The sequence below is a fragment of the Azospirillum mesophilum genome (assembly GCF_053470405.2).
Genome location: NZ_JBPXMQ020000072.1, coordinates 1 through 19,075 on the forward strand (window position 1 = coordinate 1; position 19,075 = coordinate 19,075).

Annotated in this window: 14 protein-coding genes, 3 tRNA genes and 1 pseudogene; 8 read left to right on the forward strand and 10 right to left on the reverse strand. The window is 69.8% G+C overall.

Annotated features, from left to right (window positions below; translation table 11 throughout):
- From ACSVC7_RS31420 to ACSVC7_RS31435, 4 genes and pseudogenes are all read left to right on the forward strand, one after another.
- Positions 1-356: pseudogene (locus tag ACSVC7_RS31420) on the forward strand (TolC family protein); the annotation flags it as partial.
- 171 nt (positions 357-527) lie between these two features.
- The gene (locus ACSVC7_RS31425) at positions 528-1,319 is read left to right on the forward strand and encodes an efflux RND transporter periplasmic adaptor subunit (RefSeq protein ID WP_448208453.1); all 792 of its coding nucleotides are present in this window, start codon (positions 528-530) and stop codon (positions 1,317-1,319) included.
- Positions 1,309-2,688 carry an efflux RND transporter periplasmic adaptor subunit gene (locus tag ACSVC7_RS31430; RefSeq protein WP_448208454.1) on the forward strand — a complete coding sequence of 460 codons (1,380 nt, stop codon included), beginning with the start codon at positions 1,309-1,311 and terminating at the stop codon, positions 2,686-2,688. Before ACSVC7_RS31425 ends, ACSVC7_RS31430 begins: the two co-directional genes overlap by 11 nt.
- A 3-nt stretch (positions 2,689-2,691) precedes the next feature.
- On the forward strand, positions 2,692-4,884 hold the full coding sequence (locus ACSVC7_RS31435; protein ID WP_448208455.1) for an HlyD family efflux transporter periplasmic adaptor subunit: 2,193 nt from the start codon (positions 2,692-2,694) through the stop codon (positions 4,882-4,884).
- Positions 4,885-4,939: 55 nt separating this feature from the next.
- Here the strand turns inward: ACSVC7_RS31435 and ACSVC7_RS31440 are convergent, their stop codons facing one another.
- The gene (locus tag ACSVC7_RS31440) at positions 4,940-5,287 is read right to left on the reverse strand and encodes a zinc ribbon domain-containing protein YjdM (protein ID WP_448208456.1); all 348 of its coding nucleotides are present in this window, start codon (positions 5,285-5,287) and stop codon (positions 4,940-4,942) included.
- 344 nt (positions 5,288-5,631) lie between these two features.
- Between ACSVC7_RS31440 and ACSVC7_RS31445 the strand changes: the two genes are divergently transcribed.
- A complete protein-coding gene (locus ACSVC7_RS31445; protein WP_448208457.1) occupies positions 5,632-7,890 on the forward strand; it encodes a SulP family inorganic anion transporter in 2,259 nt (752 codons plus the stop codon).
- 144 nt (positions 7,891-8,034) lie between these two features.
- Here ACSVC7_RS31445 and dnaJ read toward each other — a convergent pair whose 3' ends face one another.
- Positions 8,035-9,192 (reverse strand): molecular chaperone DnaJ, encoded by a 1,158-nt coding sequence (gene dnaJ / locus ACSVC7_RS31450; RefSeq protein WP_483509081.1) that lies wholly within the window; start codon positions 9,190-9,192, stop codon positions 8,035-8,037.
- Positions 9,193-9,370: 178 nt separating this feature from the next.
- Positions 9,371-11,302 carry a molecular chaperone DnaK gene (gene dnaK, locus ACSVC7_RS31455; protein WP_448208458.1) on the reverse strand — a complete coding sequence of 644 codons (1,932 nt, stop codon included), beginning with the start codon at positions 11,300-11,302 and terminating at the stop codon, positions 9,371-9,373.
- A gap of 573 nt (positions 11,303-11,875) precedes the next feature.
- On the opposite strand from dnaK, the gene ACSVC7_RS31460 reads away from it, so the two are divergent.
- On the forward strand, positions 11,876-12,079 hold the full coding sequence (locus ACSVC7_RS31460) for a hypothetical protein (RefSeq protein WP_448208459.1): 204 nt from the start codon (positions 11,876-11,878) through the stop codon (positions 12,077-12,079).
- Positions 12,080-12,152: 73 nt separating this feature from the next.
- On the opposite strand, the gene ACSVC7_RS31465 is transcribed toward ACSVC7_RS31460, so the two are convergent.
- On the reverse strand, positions 12,153-12,689 hold the full coding sequence (locus ACSVC7_RS31465) for a hypothetical protein (RefSeq protein ID WP_448208460.1): 537 nt from the start codon (positions 12,687-12,689) through the stop codon (positions 12,153-12,155).
- 59 nt (positions 12,690-12,748) lie between these two features.
- Between ACSVC7_RS31465 and ACSVC7_RS31470 the strand changes: the two genes are divergently transcribed.
- Positions 12,749-13,630: a DUF1848 domain-containing protein gene (locus tag ACSVC7_RS31470; protein ID WP_448208461.1), complete on the forward strand. Its 882-nt coding sequence runs from the start codon at positions 12,749-12,751 to the stop codon at positions 13,628-13,630.
- Between the two features lie 23 nt (positions 13,631-13,653).
- Here ACSVC7_RS31470 and ACSVC7_RS31475 read toward each other — a convergent pair whose 3' ends face one another.
- From ACSVC7_RS31475 to ACSVC7_RS31500, 6 genes are all read right to left on the reverse strand, one after another.
- A complete protein-coding gene (locus ACSVC7_RS31475; protein ID WP_448208462.1) occupies positions 13,654-15,774 on the reverse strand; it encodes an AMP-binding protein in 2,121 nt (706 codons plus the stop codon).
- 199 nt (positions 15,775-15,973) lie between these two features.
- Positions 15,974-16,048, reverse strand: a tRNA-Gly gene (locus ACSVC7_RS31480).
- 4 nt (positions 16,049-16,052) lie between these two features.
- Positions 16,053-16,129: transfer RNA gene (locus ACSVC7_RS31485), tRNA-Asp, on the reverse strand.
- Positions 16,130-16,132: 3 nt separating this feature from the next.
- Positions 16,133-16,208 (reverse strand) — tRNA-Asn (locus tag ACSVC7_RS31490).
- Positions 16,209-16,257: 49 nt separating this feature from the next.
- Positions 16,258-16,938, reverse strand: a complete 681-nt coding sequence (locus ACSVC7_RS31495; protein WP_448208463.1) for a hypothetical protein — start codon at positions 16,936-16,938, stop codon at positions 16,258-16,260.
- A gap of 19 nt (positions 16,939-16,957) precedes the next feature.
- Positions 16,958-17,989, reverse strand: coding sequence for a DUF808 domain-containing protein (locus ACSVC7_RS31500; RefSeq protein ID WP_448208464.1), 1,032 nt, complete (start codon positions 17,987-17,989; stop codon positions 16,958-16,960).
- Positions 17,990-18,261: 272 nt separating this feature from the next.
- On the opposite strand from ACSVC7_RS31500, the gene ACSVC7_RS31505 reads away from it, so the two are divergent.
- Positions 18,262-19,047 carry an IS4 family transposase gene (locus ACSVC7_RS31505; protein ID WP_448208465.1) on the forward strand — a complete coding sequence of 262 codons (786 nt, stop codon included), beginning with the start codon at positions 18,262-18,264 and terminating at the stop codon, positions 19,045-19,047.
- The last annotated feature ends 28 nt before the right edge of the window (positions 19,048-19,075 follow it).

The window sequence follows — 19,075 nt, forward strand, 5'->3', positions numbered from 1 at the left end:
CGACGCTGCGCCAGGCCGTGGCCGACGGGCTGCAGGGCTGGGAGCAGCGCGCCGGCAGCACCGCCCGCCTGCAGGACCTGCTGACCCCCGCCGCCCCGGCGCCCACCCCGGCACCGGTCTCGGAGAAGCCGGCCGAGCCGAAGGAGGCCGCTCCGGCGGCTGCTCCGGTGGCCCAGGCGCCCGCCCCGGTGACCGTCTCCGCGCTGCCGGCCGCCGCTCCGGCGGTTACGCCGACGGCGGCTCCGGTGCAGGTGGCGGCCATCATGCCGTCCAACCGGACGGCGGAGCCGGTCAAGGTCTACACGGTGCCGCTGGTCGCCATGGCTCCGGCCTCGGCGGCGCGGCCGGGCCGCTGATCGACGTGGGACGGAGCCGGGGTCGGGGCCGAGCGTCCCGCCCCCGGCTCCGTCCGGCGGCTTCATCCGACGTGTGCAGGGGTGGGCCGCTGAAACAAATGAGGGTGCTCATCCCGTGAAGGCGCAACGGTCGTTGCGTTTCCGCAGCAATCGGTGCAGAAAGATTCTGCCATGAAACGCCGTCTTCGCCCCGTACGCTTCGTCGCCGCGACCTTCGTCGCGCTGGCGTCCTTCCCGTCCCTTGCCGCTCCCGAGGCGGCACCGGCGCCCGACGGCGGCGTCCGCGCGCTGATTGAGGCGCGCCAGCACGCCGTCCTGTCCGCCGAAATCGCCGGCCGCATCGCCCGCATCACGGTGGAACCGGGTCAGGCCTTCAAGGTTGGGCAGACGCTGGTCGCCTTCGATTGCAGCCATTACCAGGCGGCGCTCGACGCCGCCCGCGCCAACGTGCGCGCCGCCGACGTGACCGTGCGGCAGAGCCGCCGGCTGGAGCAGCTGAAGTCCATCGGCGCGGCCGAGGTCGAGATGGCCGAGGTGAAGGCCGAGGCCGCCCGCGCCGAGCAGCGCAAGGCGGACATCGAGGTGCGCCGCTGCGAGATCAAAGCGCCCTTCGACGGGCGCGCGGTGGAACAGCGCATCCGCGAGCATGAGTCGGTCTCCGCCGGCACTCCGCTCCTTGAGATCGTGTCGGACCAGGATCTGCGGGTCGAGCTGATCGTCCCCTCCTCCTGGCTGGTTTGGCTGAAGCCGGGGCAGCGCTTCGACCTGCGCATCGACGAGACCGGCGAACAGCTCGGCGGCGAGGTCGCCCTGATCGGCGCCAAGGTGGATCCGGTCAGCCAGTCGCTGAAGGTGACGGGCAAGCTGCTGCCGCACGCGGGCGGCAAGGCCCCGAATCTCGTTGCGGGGATGAGCGGCACCGCCCGCTTCAGCCCGCCGCAGGAGACCGCCGGTGCCCGATGATGTTTATGCCCATACAGTGGGAAGCCAAACGGTCGAGACCGCGCAGCCGCTCAACAGCCTGCTGCTGCTGCTGAACCTGCACCAGGAGGCGCGTCAGGCCCAAGACGCCGAGGCGCTGCGTTTCCTCACGGTCAACCAGACGCGCCGGCTGATCGCCTACCGCCAAGCCGTCTTCCTGGCGCTGAGCCCGACCGGCAAGGCCCGGCTGGAGGCCGTCTCAAACGTCGCCGTGCCCGAGCGCGACGCGCCCTTCACCCGCTGGATGGAAGCGGCGGCCTCCACCGTGGCGGCCGGGGCGGACGGGCGCACCATGCACGTCGTCTCCCCCACCGCCCTGCCGCCCGCCCTGGCGCGGGACTGGGGGCATTGGGGGCCGGTGCAGGCGCTGTGGGTGCCGCTGTCCGGGCCGGACGGTTCGGTGCCGGCGGCCCTGTGGATCGCCCGCGACGACGTCTGGACCGAGGGCGAGCAGGTGCTTCTGTCGCAGCTGGCGGGCGGCTACGGCCACGCCTGGTGGGCGCTGACGCGCGGGCGCCGGCGCACCGGCCTGCACGCGCGCAAGGGGCTGATGGTGCTGCTGGCCCTGCTGCTGGTCGGCGGGGCGCTGTCCATCCCCGTGCCGCAATCGACCCTGGCCCCGGCGGAGATCGCCCCGCGCGACCCGCTGATGGTCAGCGCCCCGCTGGACGGGGTGATCGAGCGCTTCCACGTCCAGCCGAACGAGCCGGTGACCGCCGGCCAACCGCTGTTCAGCTTCGAATCCACCGTGCTGCGCAGCCGTTTCGAGGTCGCGCGCAAGGCGCTGACCGCGGCGGAAGCCGAGCATCTGACCGCCGCCCAGGGCGCCTTCGCCGACCCGCAGAGCAAGGCGCGGCTGGCCCAGCTGAAGGCGCAGGTGGAGCTGCGCCGGGCCGAGCTGGCCTTCGCGCGCGACCTGCTCGACCGCGTGACGGTGAAGGCGGAACGCGCGGGCATTGCCGTCTTCACCGACGCCAACGACTGGCTGGGCAAGCCGGTGGCGGTGGGCGAGCGCATCCTGACCCTGGCCGACCCCCAGTCCGCCGAGGTCGACGTGCATGTCCCCGTCGGCGACGCGCTGGTGCTGGAGGAGGGGGCGGAGGTCAGCCTGTTCCTGAACGTCGATCCGCTGCGCCCGCTGCACGCGCGGGTCACCCACGCCAGCTACGAGCCGGGGATGACCTCCTCCGGCATCCTGGCCTATCGGGTGCGGGCCGAACTGGCGTCCGACGAGCCAGTGCCGCGCATCGGCCTGCGCGGAACCGCCAAGATCCAGGGCGAGCGGGTGCCGCTGGCGCTCTATCTCTTCCGCCGCCCGCTGGCCGCGCTGCGGCAGGCCGTGGGGCTCTAGACCATGGGCGCGGCTGCTTTCGGCGTCGGCGGTCTCGGCCTGGGGATTGCTGCCCCGGCCGATCCGCTGGACAGCGTCCGCCTGCCGCCGTTGCGCGACGACCTGCATCTGCTGCCGGCGCCGCCGGCTGCGGACGGCTCGCCCTGCTGGACGATCCACGACCCGGTGCGCAACCGCTTCTTCCGCATCGGCCACGCTGCCTTCGAGACCATCGCCCGCTGGCACCTGTCCGCCCCCCGCGCCATCGCCGCGGCGGTCGCCGCCGAAACGGTGCTGGAGCCGGAGGCGGAGGACGTGCTGGGCCTGTACCAGTTCCTGGCGGCCAACAACCTGATCCAGACCATCGACACCCAATACCTCGCCAAGCAGGTCGCGGCGCGGCGGGTGTCCTGGTGGATGTGGCTGCTGCACAACTACCTGTTCTTCCGCATTCCGCTGGTCCGTCCCGACGACTTCCTGAACGCCACGGTGCGGTTCGTGGCGCCCTTCTACAGCCGGGCGTGGCGCTGGGCGGTGGTGGGGGCCGGGCTGCTCGGCCTCGCCCTGGCGATGCGGCAGTGGGACGCCTTCCTGCACACCTTTCTGCATTTCTTCAGCCTGGAAGGCATGGCGCTCTACGGCGTGACGCTGCTGGCGACCAAGACCCTGCACGAGCTGGGGCACGCCTACACCGCCAAGCGCTACGGCTGCCGCATCCCGACCATGGGGGTGGCCTTCCTGGTGATGTGGCCGGTGCTCTACACCGACACCAGCGACGCGTGGCGGCTGGTGTCGCGGCGCGCCCGGCTGAACATCGCCGCCGCCGGCATGCTGGCGGAGCTGGGGCTGGCCGCCTTCGCCACGCTGGCCTGGAGCTTCCTGCCGGACGGGCCGCTGCGCAGCGCCGCCTTCCTGACGGCGACGGTCAGCTGGGTGACGACGCTGACCATCAACCTCAGCCCCTTCATGCGCTTCGACGGCTATTACCTGCTGGCCGACTCGCTGGACGTGCCGAACCTGCAGGACCGGGCCTTCGCGCTGGCCCGCTGGCGGCTGCGGGAGTGGCTGTTCGGCCTGGGCGAGGAGGTGCCGGAGCGCTTTTCGCCCTGGATGCACCGCGCGCTGCTGATCTACGCCTTCGGCACCTGGATCTACCGGCTGGTGCTGTTCGTCGGCATCGCGCTGCTCGTCTACCACATGTTCGTGAAGGTGCTGGGGATCGTGCTGTTCGCGGTGGAAATCGGCTGGTTCGTGATGCGCCCCTTCTTCAACGAATTCCGCGCCTGGTGGACCCGGCGGCACGGGTTCCGCCCGAACCTGAACACACTGGCGACACTGACCGGGCTCGGCGCGCTGCTCTGGCTGGCGACGGTGCCGGTGACCGGCACGGTGACGGTGCCGGCGGTCTGGCGGGCCGAGAGCTTCGCCACGCTCTTCGCGCCGGTGCCCGCCCGCATGGCGGAGGTGCTGGTCCAGCCCGGCCAGCGGGTGGCCGTCGGCGATTTGCTGTACCGGCTGGAAGCGCCGGAGCTGGAAAGCAAGCTGGTCCAGTCGGAGCTGCGCATCACCCTGTCGCAGGAGCAGATTGACCGCCTGTCCGCCGCCCGCGAAGGCCTCGACCGCGTGCGCGTGATGGAGGAGGAGTTGTCGGCGGCGCTGGCCGATCGGCAGGGCCTGCTCGACAGCAAGGCGCGGCTGGAGGTGCGGGCGCCGCTGGCCGGTACGGTGGTGGATGTGGCCGACGCCCTGCGTCCCGGCCGCTGGATCAGCCCGAAGCTGCCGCTCGCCCAGATCGTGGCCGACGGGCGCGGGGAAATGGTCGGCTATGTGGCCGAAGGCGATCTGGCGCGCGTGATGCCGGGTGCGGTCGCGCGCTTCCACCCCGACGACCCGCTGCGCCCGCGCGTCGAGGCGCGGGTGACCGCGGTGGACCGGGTGGGTGCGGCCATGCTGGACGTGCCGGCCTTGGCCTCGCTCTACGGCGGGCCGGTGGCGGTGGAAGGGCAGCCGGGGGCGCCGTCGGCCAACGGCCGCGCGGTCAGCCTCGCGCCGGTCGAGGCGGTCTACCGTGTCACCCTGGCCCCCGCCGACCCGGCCCAGAGCGGCCCCGCCCACCAGACGCGCGGCGTCGCCCGCGTCGAAGCCGAGGCGCGCAGCCTGTTCGACCGCTTCTGGCGCACGGCGCTGTCCGTCCTCATCCGCGAGACGGGCTTCTGACGCGGACCGGCCTCCGCGTCAGCCATGGGCGTGGAAGGGCTTGCGACCTTGGTCGTCAGGCCTTCTTCACGAACTCCGACTTCAGGTTCATCGCGCCGATTCCATCGATTTTGCAGGCGATGTTGTGCCCGTCGGCACCGTCGACGAGGCGGATGTTCTTCACCTTGGTCCCGCCCTTCACGACCAGGGACGAGCCCTTGACCTTCAGGTCCTTGATCACGGTCACGGAATCGCCGTCGCTGAGCGGGTTTCCGTTGGCGTCCCGCACGCCCTGCTCCGGCGAATCCTCCGCGACGGCGGCCTGGGGGTTCCATTCATGCGCGCATTCCGGGCAAATCCACAGGCTGCCGTCCTGGTAAACATGCTCGGAGTTGCACTGCGGGCACTTCAATTCATCGTTCATCATCGTCCTCGTCGCTCGGGAGCGGCATCCTAGAGCACGGGCGTGCCGATAGGAAACACAAGCTGCGCGCGGCCCTGTCCATGCCAGCGCACGGGATGCGTCAGGGTCCATCCAGGATGTCGTCCTGGCATAGACATACAAAAGTGTTCCTTCGTGGAGCAACAATTAAAGTTATAATGGCGGCGCAATTATTGGCGACATGCAAATGAATGTGCTATTCATGATTTTCAATAGCGATCTGATACTAGTCTGTTTCTGGAAAAATATTGTGATCGCGGATAAGCTGCGCCGGGCTTGCCGTGGCTACATTTCGGATTGGGATGGATCAGGTGACTGTCGGCAAAATGGATCGGCGTACGGGCGGAGCGGCGCGCGGGGCGCTGGAGCGGTGGCGGGGGGAAGCGCTGGGGGGGCTGGTCAGCGCGCTGTTCGTCATGCCGGCGGTGTTGGGCTGCGGGGTCATCGTGTTCCAGCCGCTGGGCTCGGACTTTCAGTCGTTGGGCATCCAGGCGGCCTTCGGCGCGACCATCGCGGCGGCGCTGTACCGGGGGCTGCTGCCGGGCGGCAGCCTGCATGTGAACGCGCCGCGCGCCACGCAGGCGGCGCTGCTGGGCGGGCTGCTGGTCCAGGCGACGCAGGCGGCTTCGGCCGGCGGCTACGGCGTGCCGGGCGACGTCCTGGTGGTCATTCCCGTGCTCGCGCTGGCCGTGGCGGCGCTGTTGCAGCTGGTGCTAGGCGTGCTGCGGCTCGGGGACGTGCTGAAGTTCATTCCGCAGCCGGTCGTGTCCGGCTTTGTCAACGGCTTTGCGCTGGTGATCCTGCTCCAGCAGCTTCCCAACCTGCTAGGGCTGCCCGACGGGGCGGGGCCGTGGGCCGTCGCCACCGGACAGGCCGCCATCAACCCGTGGGCGCTCGCCTTCGGCCTTCTGGCCGTGGCCGGCGTCTGGTACGTGGGGGAGAGGGGGTCCAAGGCGGTGCCCGGGCCGCTGCTCGGCCTGATCGTGGGGACGGCGGCCTACCAGATTCTCGCCACGCAGATCGGTCATGGGACCCTGGGAGGCTTCCTGGGGCCGACCGTCAAGGCGCCGCCGGCCGGGCTGCCCTTCGCCGTTTCGCTGCCCGGCCTGACGGAGCTTGTCGGGCATCCGGTGTTCGCGGCGCTGTGGCCCTCGATCCTCGTGACCGGGCTGACTCTGGGCATTGTGTCGTCCATCCAGTCATTGCTGAGCGCGGCGGCGGCCGACGCCCTGCTGCGCGTGCGCCACGACAGCAGCCGCGAATTGCTGGCGCAGGGCGGGGCGAATCTGCTGGGCGCTGCGATCGGCGGGACGGTCACCGGCGGCTCGCCGCTCTACACCCGCGTCGCCATCCACAACGGCGCCCGGTCGGACCGCGCGAACCTGTTCCTGGGTCTCGTGCTGCTGGGGGCGGCGCTGGGGCTTGGGCCGGTGCTGGAGATGGTGCCGGTGTCGGTGATGGCCGGCGTTGTGGTGGTCGCGGTGCTGCGGCCGGACGACTGGACCATGCAGATGGTCACGCTGCTGCTGCGCGGCCAAGCCCGCAGCGCGCGCGGCGAACTGCTCCAGAACCTCGCCATCGTCGTGGTGGTCGCAGTGCTGGTGGCGACCACCGACGTGCTGGTCGCGCTGGGGGTGGGCATGGCGCTGAGCGTCATCCTCTACCTGCGGCGGGCGGCGGTGTCGGTGGTGCGGCGCTCCTACCACGGTGACCGCATCCACTCGCTGACCGGGCGGTCGGGCGCCGACATGGAACTGCTGGAACGGCACGGCCGCGCCATCGCGGTCATGGAACTGCACGGGCCGGTCTTCTTCGGCTCGGCCGACAATCTGGCGCGGGCGGCGGAGACGCTGACGGCCGGCGGCGACACGCTGATCCTCGACCTGTCCCGCGTGAATGACGCGGAGAGCACGGGCGTGCTGGTGCTGCGCCGTCTGGACGAGCGGCTGAAGCGGGAGGGCAGGACGCTGCTGCTGGCCGGGCTGGGGAAGGGCAGGGGGCTGCGCGTGCTGCTGCGCGACATGGGCTTCGACGCGCCGGAGCGGGAAGGGCGCGTCTACAGCGACCTGGACACCGCGCTGGCGGCGGCGGAAGACCGGCTGCTGGCCCGCCTGTCCGGCGTGGCGGAGGACGGCGAGACGGAGTTGGAGCTGTGCGACCACCCCAGCCTGGAAGGGCTGACCCAGGCGCAGTTCGACCTGCTGTCGCTGACCACGCGCCGTCTGGCTTTCAAGCCCGGCGAGCGCATCCTCCGCGAGGGCAGCACCGACAACAGCCAGTTCTTCCTGGTGAAGGGCCGGGTGCGGGTGGAGAAGAAATCGGCCGACGGCCGCAACACCGTCCGCCTTGGCAGCATCTGCGCCGGCGCCCTGTTCGGCGAGATGGCGATGCTGACCGGGGAGCCGCGCTCCGCCGACGTGGTGGCGGACAGCGACGTGGTGTGCCACGAGCTGACGGCGGAGGATGTGGCGATGCTCGACGGGCTGGACCCGTCCATCTCCTTCATCCTGGTGCGCAACATCGCGCGCGAGGTGACGGTGAAGATCGCCCGCATGTCGCGGGCGGCAACGCTGAGCGAGGCGTAGGGACGAAAAAGCGGTGCCCCCTCCCTAACCCTCCCCCGCCGATGGCGGTGGAGGGGGCTGCCGCCGCCTTGCCCTCCACCGCCGCAGGCGGGGGAGGGAGGGACCCACGCGTCAGCGTGGGAGGGAGGGGGCAGCCTCCCCGCCTCAGTCCTTCAGATCCTCCCACAGTTCCTTGACCTTGGCGAAGAAGCCTTCGGACTGCGGGTGGGAGCCTTCGTTGCCGGCCTTGTCGAACTCGCGCAGCAGTTCCTGCTGCTTCTTGGTCAGGTTGACCGGAGTCTCGACGACGGCCTGGATGTACATGTCGCCGCGCTGCTGGCTGCGCAGCACCGACATGCCCTTGGCCTTGATGCGGAACTGGTGGCCGGACTGGGTGCCAGGCGGGACGGTCACCTTGGTGCGGCTGCCCTCGATGGTCGGCACCTCGACCTGACCGCCGAGCGCGGCCGTGGTCATGGGAATCGGCACGCGGCAGTGGATGTTGGCGCCGTCGCGCTGGAAGATCGGGTGCGGGGCGATCGCCAGGAAGATGTACAGGTCGCCCGGAGGCGCACCGCGAAGCCCCGCCTCGCCCTCGCCGGCCAGTCGGATGCGCGTGCCGTCCTCGACACCCGCGGGGATGTTGACCTGAAGGGTCTTTTCCTTGCGCAGGCGGCCCTGGCCGCCGCAGGTCTTGCAGGCGTCCTTGATGACGCGGCCCTGGCCGTGGCAGCCGGGGCAGGTGCGTTCGATGGTGAAGAAGCCCTGCTGCGCGCGCACCTTGCCGTGGCCCTGGCAGGTGGGGCAGGTGATCGGCTGGGTCCCCGCCGCCGCACCGCTGCCGTTGCAGCCGTCGCAGGCGACCGTGGTCGGCACGCGCACCGTGGCCTGGGTGCCCTTGAAGGCTTCCTCCAGGCCGATCTCCAGATTGTAGCGCAGATCCTGGCCGCGGCCGGAGGCCGCACCGCCGCCGCGCCGGCCGCCCATGAACTCCCCGAACATCTCGTCGAAGATGTCGGCGAAGCCGCCGCCCCCGCCGAAGTCGAAACCGCCGAAGCCGCCGCCCCCGCCGCCGAAACCACCGCCGCCGCGCCCGTTCTCGAAGGCGGCGTGGCCGAAGCGGTCGTAAGCCGCGCGCTTCTGCTCGTCCTTCAGGACCTCGTAGGCTTCGCTGATTTCCTTGAACTTGTGCTCGGCGTCCTTGTCACCCTGGTTGCGGTCCGGGTGATACTGCATCGCCGCCTTACGGTACGCTTTCTTGATCTCGTCCGCGCTGGCGCCCTTCGCCACGCCGAGCAGCTCGTAATAGTCCTGTTTCGCCATGGGCCCAGACCGCCTTCACATCCAACAACAACAAGCTTACCGGCAATAAACCAGCATATCTCCGGCCCGCCACCGGTGGAAAGGTGACGGGCCGGACGATAGTGCATGGAACCGGGCTTCCCCGGCTGTGACACCGGAGGCAATTGATGGCGATCCATCAATTGCCTCCAATGAAAGGTTACGCCGACTTCTTCTTGTCGTCGTCCACTTCCTCGAAGTCGGCATCGACCACGCCCGGCTCGGCCTGATGGGCACCGCCCGCCGCACCGGCGGCACCGGCGGCACCTGCACCGGGGGCCTCGCCCTGGCCGGCCTTGTACATGGCCTCGCCCAGCTTCATCGAGACCTGGGCCAGGGCCTCGGTCTTCGACTTCACGGCCTCCAGGTCGTCGCCGTCCAGCACGGACTTCAGCTCGGCGACGGCGGCCTCGGCGGCGGTCTTGTCCGCGGCCGGGATCTTGTCGCCGTTCTCCTTGATGGTCCGCTCGGTCGTGTGGATCAGCGCGTCCGCGTGGTTGCGGGCGTCAACCAGTTCGCGCCGCTTCTTGTCGTCGGCGGCGTGGGCCTCGGCGTCCTTCACCATCTTGTTGATGTCGGCGTCCGACAGGCCGCCCGAGGCCTGGATGCGGATCTGCTGCTCCTTGCCGGTGGCCTTGTCCTTCGCCGTGACGCTGACGATGCCGTTGGCGTCGATGTCGAAGGTCACCTCCACTTGCGGCACGCCGCGCGGGGCCGGCGGGATGCCGACGAGGTCGAACTGGCCGAGCAGCTTGTTGTCCGCCGCCATCTCGCGCTCGCCCTGGAAGACGCGGATGGTCACCGCGTTCTGGTTGTCCTCGGCGGTCGAGAAGACCTGGGACTTCTTCGTCGGGATGGTGGTGTTGCGGTCGATCAGGCGGGTGAACACGCCGCCCAGCGTCTCGATGCCCAGGCTCAGCGGGGTCACGTCGAGCAGCAGGACGTCCTTCACCTCGCCCTTCAGCACGCCGCCCTGGATGGCGGCGCCGATGGCGACCACCTCGTCCGGGTTCACGCCGCGGTGCGGCTCACGGCCGAAGAACTGCTTCACCGCCTCGATGACCTTGGGCATGCGGGTCATGCCGCCGACCAGGATCACCTCGTCGATCTCGTTGGCCTTCAGGCCGGCGTCGCGCAGTGCGGCCTTGCAGGGCTCGATCGTGCGCTGCACCAGCTCGTCCACCAGGGCTTCCAGCTTGGCGCGGGTCAGCTTGACGTTCAGGTGCTTCGGGCCGGACTGGTCGGCGGTGATGAAGGGCAGGTTGACCTCGGTCTGCATGGCCGAGGACAGCTCGATCTTCGCCTTTTCCGCCGCTTCCTTCAGGCGCTGCAGGGCCAGACGGTCCTTGCGCAGGTCGATGCCCTGCTCCTTCTGGAACTCGTCGGCGAGGTAATCGATGATGCGGGCGTCGAAGTCCTCACCGCCCAGGAAGGTGTCGCCGTTGGTCGACTTCACCTCGAACACGCCGTCGCCGATCTCCAGCACGGAGATGTCGAAGGTGCCGCCGCCGAGGTCGTAGACCGCGATGGTGCCCGCACCCTTCTTCTCCATGCCGTAGGCCAGAGCGGCGGCCGTCGGCTCGTTGATGATGCGCAGCACTTCCAGGCCGGCGATCTTGCCGGCGTCCTTGGTGGCCTGGCGCTGGCTGTCGTTGAAGTAGGCCGGGACGGTGATGACCGCCTGGGTGACCTTCTCGCCCAGGTAGTTCTCAGCCGTTTCCTTCATCTTCTGCAGGATGAAGGCGCTGATCTGCGAGGGGCTGTACTTCTTGCCGACGGCCTCGACCCACGCGTCGCCATTGTCGCCGGGAATGATCTTGTAGGGGACGAGGCCCTGGTCCTTCTTGGTCAGCGGATCGTCGTAGCGACGGCCGATCAGACGCTTGATCGCGAAGAGGGTGTTCTCGGGGTTCGTCACCGCCTGACGCTTGGCCGGCTGGCCGACCAGACGCTCCGCGTTCTGCGCGAAGGCGACCATGGACGGCGTGGTCCGCGTGCCCTCGGCGTTTTCGATCACCTTGGCGCTGGAGCCTTCCATGACGGCCACGCAGGAGTTCGTGGTGCCGAGGTCGATGCCAATGACTTTGCTCATGTTCAGCCTCTGTTGTTCGGCAGATACGTGGCGGCCCGTATGTTCCGGCACCGCCGCGATCCCCATCGGGTCAGTGGAAACGGGTTGGGTGAGATCACGTCTGTCGCCGGAGATATAGGCAGGTGCGTTTCGGGCTGCAACGCCCCGGTGGCCCTCTCAACCGTCAAAAGGGGAAAAGGTGTCCGGCACGCTGGGGCATATCGTCGCGGGCGGCTCCTCGCGCGGCAAGAGAATACATTCGTGTTCAAAGATCTCCGGCGTATATACTCGGGTATTCACCCTTCCCCAGCGACGAGTGGCGTTCTGTTACAAGTCTTTAACAGTCCATGCCCTGCCACAAGGAGCCTGTTAACTTTTCATTAACAAGTAACAGTGTGCTTTTACCAGGGAAATCAATTCGCGGTTGCCTGGATTATTTTGTGTCGCAGGAATCTAATAGTGAAGACCCCAGAATGATGTGGTATATCCGATCGGAGTAGGCCGCCGCTCTTGTTCGCAGGCTTGTTCATAGGCGTGTGCGCAGGGGCCGGCCGCCGCGGGGACTTCACAGCGGGATTCCAAGGGGGAAGCATCATGATGGACGAACGGCGCGACGTGGCTCTGGCCATCAAGTCCTGCCTCGACAGCCTGATGGACGACGCGACGAAGTGCGATCTGGACGATCTGGCGCGCTTCATCAGCCTGGCGGCCATGGCGGCGGAAGAAGCGGCGCTGGCCTTCGATCCGAAGGCGGTGCAGCTGAAGGCCCTGATGGCCGGCGGCGCCGGCCACTGCTGACGACTCCCCGCAAAGCCGCCCCGCACCGGGCGGCTTTGTCGTGTGGGGGGCGTGGGGCTTTGATACGGGGACCCTACAGGATCTCCGCCGACCGGATGGCCGCGTCGAGCGTGGCCAGGGTGGCGGAACATGATTCGTCCCCATCCATGACGAAGGGCAGGCCGTAGCTGAACATGGCGACGGCGGCCTGTCCGGCGCGCTCGGCGCCGATGAGCCACAGATAGTGGGCGTCGGTCCGGCCATCCTCTTCCGTCACCATCACGGCCTGGGCGAGCACGCCCGCGTCGCCATCGGGGTCGCCGTCAGGGCCGCCCCAGGGCTCGACCGTGCGGTCGCTCGCCCGTGAATCGTCGGGCCGGACGAAGCGCAGCGCCAGTTCGCGCAGCACCGCTCCGACTCCGTCCGGTCCTTCCTTGGGCGCCACGCGGTCGGTGACCAGGCGTAGCGTGCCCCCGACCGGTGCCGGCGGGTGGAAGGCGGCCACGGCGTGGCCCTCGTGCTCCTCCACGTCCGCGCGCCAGCCGGCGGGCAGGCGGAATCGCACCACCTCGTTCCATTCTATGGTTTGATTGGGGGTTTGATCCGGCGTGTCGTTCCGTTCGCCCGTCACGGCGCCCTCCTGTTTCATTCAGCCGGCCCCTTATACAGAAACCCGCTCATGGTTCGGCGATGATCATTTCCGTCAGTTACAAGACCGACATACCAGCCTTCTACGGCCGCTGGTTCCTCAACCGTCTGGAGGCCGGATTCTGCCGCATGGTGAATCCCTACGGCGGGCAAACGTACCGCGTGGATCTGACGCGCGGGGCTGTGGACGGCTTCGTCTTCTGGACGAAAAACCTAGGGCCCTTCCTCGGCGCGCTGGACTCGGTGTCGGAGCGCGGCTTTCCCTTCGTGGTCCAGTACAGCGTCACCGGCCTGCCGACCGCGCTGGAGCGCTCCGTCCCCGACTGGGAGCGCGCGGTGGAGCATATGGCCCAGGTCCGCGACCGCTGGGGGCCGCGCGCGGCGGTTTGGCGCTACGACCCCATCGTGACGACCGACTCGACGCCGCCCTCCTGGCACCGCGAGACCTTCGCGCGGATCGCCGGGCGCCTGCGCGGGGTGACGGACGAGGCGGTGGTGTCCTTCCTTCAGCCCTACCGCAAGACCGCACGCAACATGGACGCCGCCGGCCTGCCCTGGCGCGACCCGGATCCGGAGGAAAAGCGCGCTCTGCTGGCCGATCTGGCGGGAATCGCCGCCGACCACGGCATGGCGCTGACCCTCTGCACCCAGCCGGAACTGGAGGGCGTTCCCGGCGTCTCGCCGACCCGCTGCGTGGACGCGGCGCGCCTGTCCGACGTTGCCGGTCGGCCCATCGCCGCGCGGGAAAAGGGCAACCGGCCCGGCTGCTTCTGCGCCGAAAGCCGGGACATCGGCGACTACGACACCTGCCCGCACGGCTGCGTCTACTGCTACGCCGTGGCGAACCGCGCGACGGCCCAGAATCGGTTCGCCGCCCACGACCCGGAGGGAGAGTTCCTGTTCGCGCGGCGGCGGACCGGCTGAATAACCCCCGGCGAGGAATAACCCTACGTCGCGGCCTTCTTCACGCCCGTGTCGGCCAGCGCGCTTTCGGCCATGCGCTTCACCGCCGGGTAGTCGGCCTTGCCTGAGCCGAGCGTCGGGATCGTTTCCACCCACAGCACGGACTTCGGCACGGTCAGTTCCGGGATGCCATGGGCGCGGGCGAAGGCCATGAACTCCTCGCGCTGGGCGCCGGCGCGGCTGGTCAGCAGAACGATGCGCTCGCCCTTGCGGGCGTCGGGCACGCAGACGGCGGCGTGCGTGTCCTCCGGCCAGAGGCGGGCGGCGTGGGCCTCCACCCCGGCCAGGGAGACCATCTCGCCGCCGATCTTCACGAAGCGCTTCACCCGCCCGACGATCCGCACATAGCCCTCGGCGTCCAGCGCGACGATGTCGCCGGTCTCGTGCCAGCCGTCGGGTGGACGGCGCAGCACGCCCGGCTGCTCGGACAGGTAGTAGCCGAGCATGACGTTCGGCCCGCGCACCACCAGCTGCCCGCCCTCGTCGATGCCCTTCACCGGCTCCAGCCGGTGTTCGATGCCCGGCAGGAAGCGGCCCACCGTGCCGTTGCGGCTGTGCGTCGGCGTGTTGACCGCCAGCACCGGCGCCGCCTCCGTGGCGCCGTAGCCCTCCAGCAGGGTCACGCCGAATCGGTCGCGGTAGAGGCGCCGCGTGGTCTCGCGCGCCGGCTCGGCCCCCGCCACGGCGTAGCGCAGCGACGACAGCGCGCCGTCCGACGCCGCGCGGCCGTAGCCGGCCAGGAAGGTGTCGGTGGCGAACAGGATGGTCGCCTTCAGCGCCTCCACCAGCTCCGCCACCGCGCGGTAGTGGAGCGGGCTGGGGTAGAAGCAGGTCGGCACGCCGATCAGCAGCGGGAACAGCAGTCCGGCGGTCAGGCCGAAGCTGTGGAAGACGGGCAGCGGGTTGACCACCCGGTCGGTCGGGAACAACTCCACCGACGCCGCGATCTGCGCCGCGTTGGCGAGGATGTTCGCGTGGCTGAGCACGACGCCCTTCGGCGTGCCCTCCGACCCGGAGGTGAACAGCACCGCGCCCGGTGACCCGCCCGGCGCGGTCCGCCCGCGCATCAGGGCGGGAAGGCGCGACACCGCCAGCCCCCAGGCCTTGTCGAGCGGCTTCAGCCCCTTGCGCACGTCCTCCAGGTAGATCAGCGTCGTGGTGGCGGACAGCGCCTCCTCGATGCGCTCCAGCCGTCCCAGCGCGATGAAGCGGCGGGAGGTCAGGACCGTGCGGATCCGGCCGGTCCGGCAGGCGGACACCAGCGCCTCCGGCCCCATGCTGTAGTTCAGCATGGCCGGCACGCGGCCGTAGGCCTGAAGGGCGAAGATGGTGACCGCAACGGCGTTGGCGTTGGGCAGCAGCACGCCCACCGCCTCCCCGCGCTCCGTGAACCGGGACAGCGCGCGGCCGAGCGCCACGCTGCCCAGCACCAGCCGGCCATAGGTCAGGGGCTGGCGCTCGGCGTCCTCCAGGATGGGCGTGTCGTGGCCGAAGCGCGCGCGGGCGTCGAGCAGCGCGTCGAAGACGCTGCGGTCGAGGTCGTAGGCGTCCAGCGCCGTCCGCGTGGTCAGGTCGTACAGCGCGTTCGTCAGCGCCGCCCGGCGCGCCCGCCCGCGCAGGGCCGGATCCACATCCAGCCGTTGCGGCGGGTCGATGGTCAGCACGACCTTGGGGAACCAGCGCCGCCCCGGCCAGGGCGAGACGGTGTAGGGGGTGAAGGCCGTGCCGTCGATGCGCACGGGCAGCACCGGCACGCCCGCCCGGTCGGCGACCAGCGCCAGCGGGCCGTAACCGGTCACCACGTCGGAGTCCCACTGCGGACCCGAGGGCGGGAACAGGATGCAGCGCCGCCCGCCGCGCAACGCCTTCACCAGCCGCCGTACTGCGTTGAGGGTGTGGGGGCCGGGGGTGCGCGGCTCGGCCGTCTCGGTGTCCGTCGGGCCGGGGAGAAAGGCGTCGATCAGCCGCGCGTCCAGCGTGGACTGCCGATTGGCGACCACGACGCAGGCGCCAAGGCCGCGCGCGTGCTCAAGGCCGCGCACCTCGACCCGGTACGCCAGCCGGAACAGCCCCCGCAGCAACGATTTCGGAAACCAGGCTGCCATGGCCGCACCATGATCGCGGTCCCGCCCTGGGCGGAACGGTCAGAAAACAGGAAGGACGCGCCGACCTCTCGCGCCGTCGTCAATTCGCGCGGCGGAGGCCGGTTGGGCCGGACCATGATCCGGCACGGTTATGCTGTCAACGCGGCGCTTTGGCGCCGGGGAGGGCCGTATCGGCCCCAAACCACATCGCTCCAGAAAATGGAGCGGGCGAAGGGATTCGAACCCTCGACCCCAACCTTGGCAAGGTTGTGCTCTACCCCTGAGCTACGCCCGCAATGTGGCGCGAGTGACGGGACTTGAACCCGCGGCCTCCGGCGTGACAGGCCGGCGCTCTAACCAACTGAGCTACACCCGCATTTGGCTCCGGATGCTGGACTCGAACCAGCGACACGCGGATTAACAGTCCGCTGCTCTACCGACTGAGCTAATCCGGAACGGAGGCCGGCTTATACGGGTCCCAGCGCCGGAGCGCAAGCACAGACTTCACCGGCCGACGAAATTTTTTCGCAGCTCGGCAAAGGCGACGGTGGCGGCGGCCGTCGCCTCGGTGGAACCCTGGGCGCCGAGGTCCGGGTGGACCGCCTTCAGCCGCGCCCGGTAGGCGGCCTTCAACTCGACCAGACTGGCCGGCAGGGCGGTCAGGCCCAGCGCGGCGAGGTGGCGGGCCTGCTCCGCGTCGGGCGGAGGCGGGCCGGCGGGCCTCTCGCGGGCGCGCTCTTGGCGGGGGCCGGGCTCCTCCGGTCCTTCACCAGCCATCGTCTTCAGGAAGGCGAGGTCGGATTCGAGGCGGGCGATCCGGGCGTCCAGCGCGTCGAGCTGGTCGAACCATTCGGTGAGCCGGTCCTCCAGCGTCGCGAGCGACCGTTGCAGCCCGTCCCTCTCGGGTCCCGCCGGGGCCGCGGCCACGCGCTCCATCAGGACGTCGCGCGCCTTGCCGTAGCGCAGCAGGTCGGCGACGCGTTGCTGGCGCTCCGCCCGCGCCTCGGCCAGCGCCCGGCGGCAGCGGGCCAGCGCCAGGGCGGCGCGCGCGTTCACGTCCTCGTGGGAGCGTCCCCGGCCATACCCATGCCCGTGTCCATAGCCATGACGGCGACTCCCGGCGGCGGACGCCGCCCGGCCCAGGATCAGCCGCAGGAGCCTCGTCAGGAATCGGCCGGAGCGCATGGTCCTTCCGTGGGTTGCCTCACCCCCGCAACTTCGCCATCAGCGGCACGGCGACTTGGTGGACGAGCGGGATCAGCACCGCCCCGACGGCGAGGCCAAACAGCCCGGCCGCCGCCGCGCCGACCAGCCAGGCGACCGCCGCCCCGCCCGCGGGGACGGCGCGCCCGGCGGCCTCGGACGTGTCGTGAATCGTGTGGCCGATCTCCGGCACGCCAAAGCCCTCCAGCCCGTGGATGATGATCCCGCCGCCGACCCACAGCATCGCGGCCGTGCCGATGGCGGCGAGCAGCTTCAGGAACACCGGCATGCCATGCACCAGCCCCCGCCCGAGCCCTTGCGTCAGCGGGCGCAACGCCCGGTCGGCGCCGCCCGGCGGGGCGGCGGGCCGACGCAGGCCCAGGAGGCTGGAGGCGGGCCGGTCGTTCTGCGCGAGCGCGACCCCGACGTCGTCCGCCTTCACGATCAGGGCCACCACGCCGTAGACCGCGACGGTGATACCCGTGCCGACGACGGCCAGCACGATGGCCTGCGTCCAGAAGGAGGAGGTCTCGGCGGCCACGGTGGACAGGGTGATCGCCATGATCTCCGCCGACAGGATCAGGTCGGTGTTGATGGCGCTGCGCACCTTCTGGTCCTCGAACTGGCGGGCGGATTGCGCCGTGTCCGCCGCCTCGTCGCCGTGGTGGGCGCCGTGCGGCCGGATGGCCTCGTAGACCTTCTCCGCGCCCTCGTAGCAGAGGAAGGCGCCGCCCAGCATCAGCAGCGGCGTGATCGCCCAGGGCGCCACGAGGCTGAGCACCAGGGCGGCGGGCAGAAGCAGGATCAGCTTGTTCTTCAGCGACCCCACCGCGATCCTGCCGATGATTGGCAGTTCCCGGTCGGCGGTGAAGCCCACCACATAGCGGGGCGTGACCGCCGCGTCGTCCACCACGACGCCTGCGGCCTTGGTCCCCGCCCTTGCGGCCTGCCCGGCGGCATCGTCCAGCGACGCGGCAGCGATCTTCGCCAAGCCGACCACGTCATCGAGCAATGCGATCAGTCCTGTGCTCACGGAAATGGCTCCTGTCCGTCCGACGTGCCACTTCAACAAACAACAGGCCAATCATCCACCGTCAACAACGGGGTGCGGCGACCGGGCGCGTGGGAACGGATGGGGGAGCCGGATACTGCCGAGCAGGAGTCCTGACACGCCCACTTTCCGTCATGCCCATGTCAAGCACACGAGTGTCCGGCAGGGTTTTTGCTAGACGAGGCACACAGCGTTGATTCTACTCAGGTTCGAGCGTTTGGCGACGGACTCGGACATGATGAAGGATCAGCGCCGTGCCGCATCACAATACCGTCTTTCACGATGTTCTGAAGCTGGTTCCGTGGTCGAGGTGGGAGTGCCTGTGCGCGGAGCACGGAGTGGACGCGCGGGCTCGCGGTTTTTCGGGTAAGGCGCACCTGACCGCGATGCTTTATGGCCAGTTGGCCGGCGCCTCCAGCTTGCGCGAGATCACCTGTGCGTTGGCGAGCCACGCCGGCAGCCTCTATCACCTCGGGGCCGGCGTGCCCAAGCGCTCAACCCTGGCCGAGGCCAATCGCTGCCGGCCGAGCGCGCCGTTCACCAAACTGCTGGCCGAGTTGATGGCGCGCGCCCACCGCCGGCTGCGCCGGGACCTCGGCGAGTGCGTCTACCTGATCGATTCCACCAGCGTGCGGCTGAGCGAAGCCAGCGCCGGCTGGGCGCGGTTTTCCGCTGGGGTGTGCGGGGCCAAGGTGCACGTCATCCATGATCCGGGGGCGGACAGCCCGATCTACGCCCAGGTGTCGGCCAGCCGGGTCAACGACATCACCGCCGCGCACGCCATGCCGGTGGAAGCCGGCGCCACCTACGTCTTCGATCTCGGCTACTACGACTACGCCTGGTGGGCGGCGCTGCATGAGGCCGGGTGCCGGATCGTCACGCGCTTCAAGACCAACACCCCCCTGCGCGCGACCGAGGACCGGCCGGTTCCGCAGGGCGGGGCGATCCTGTCCGAGATCATGTCCGTCAAGGTGGTGGAAATTGGGAGGTGGTCATGTGCGTGGTCGATCAGGGCGCCTTTGCCGAGGGTAGAGCGGTGATGGCGGGCTCGTTGGCGACAACGATCCC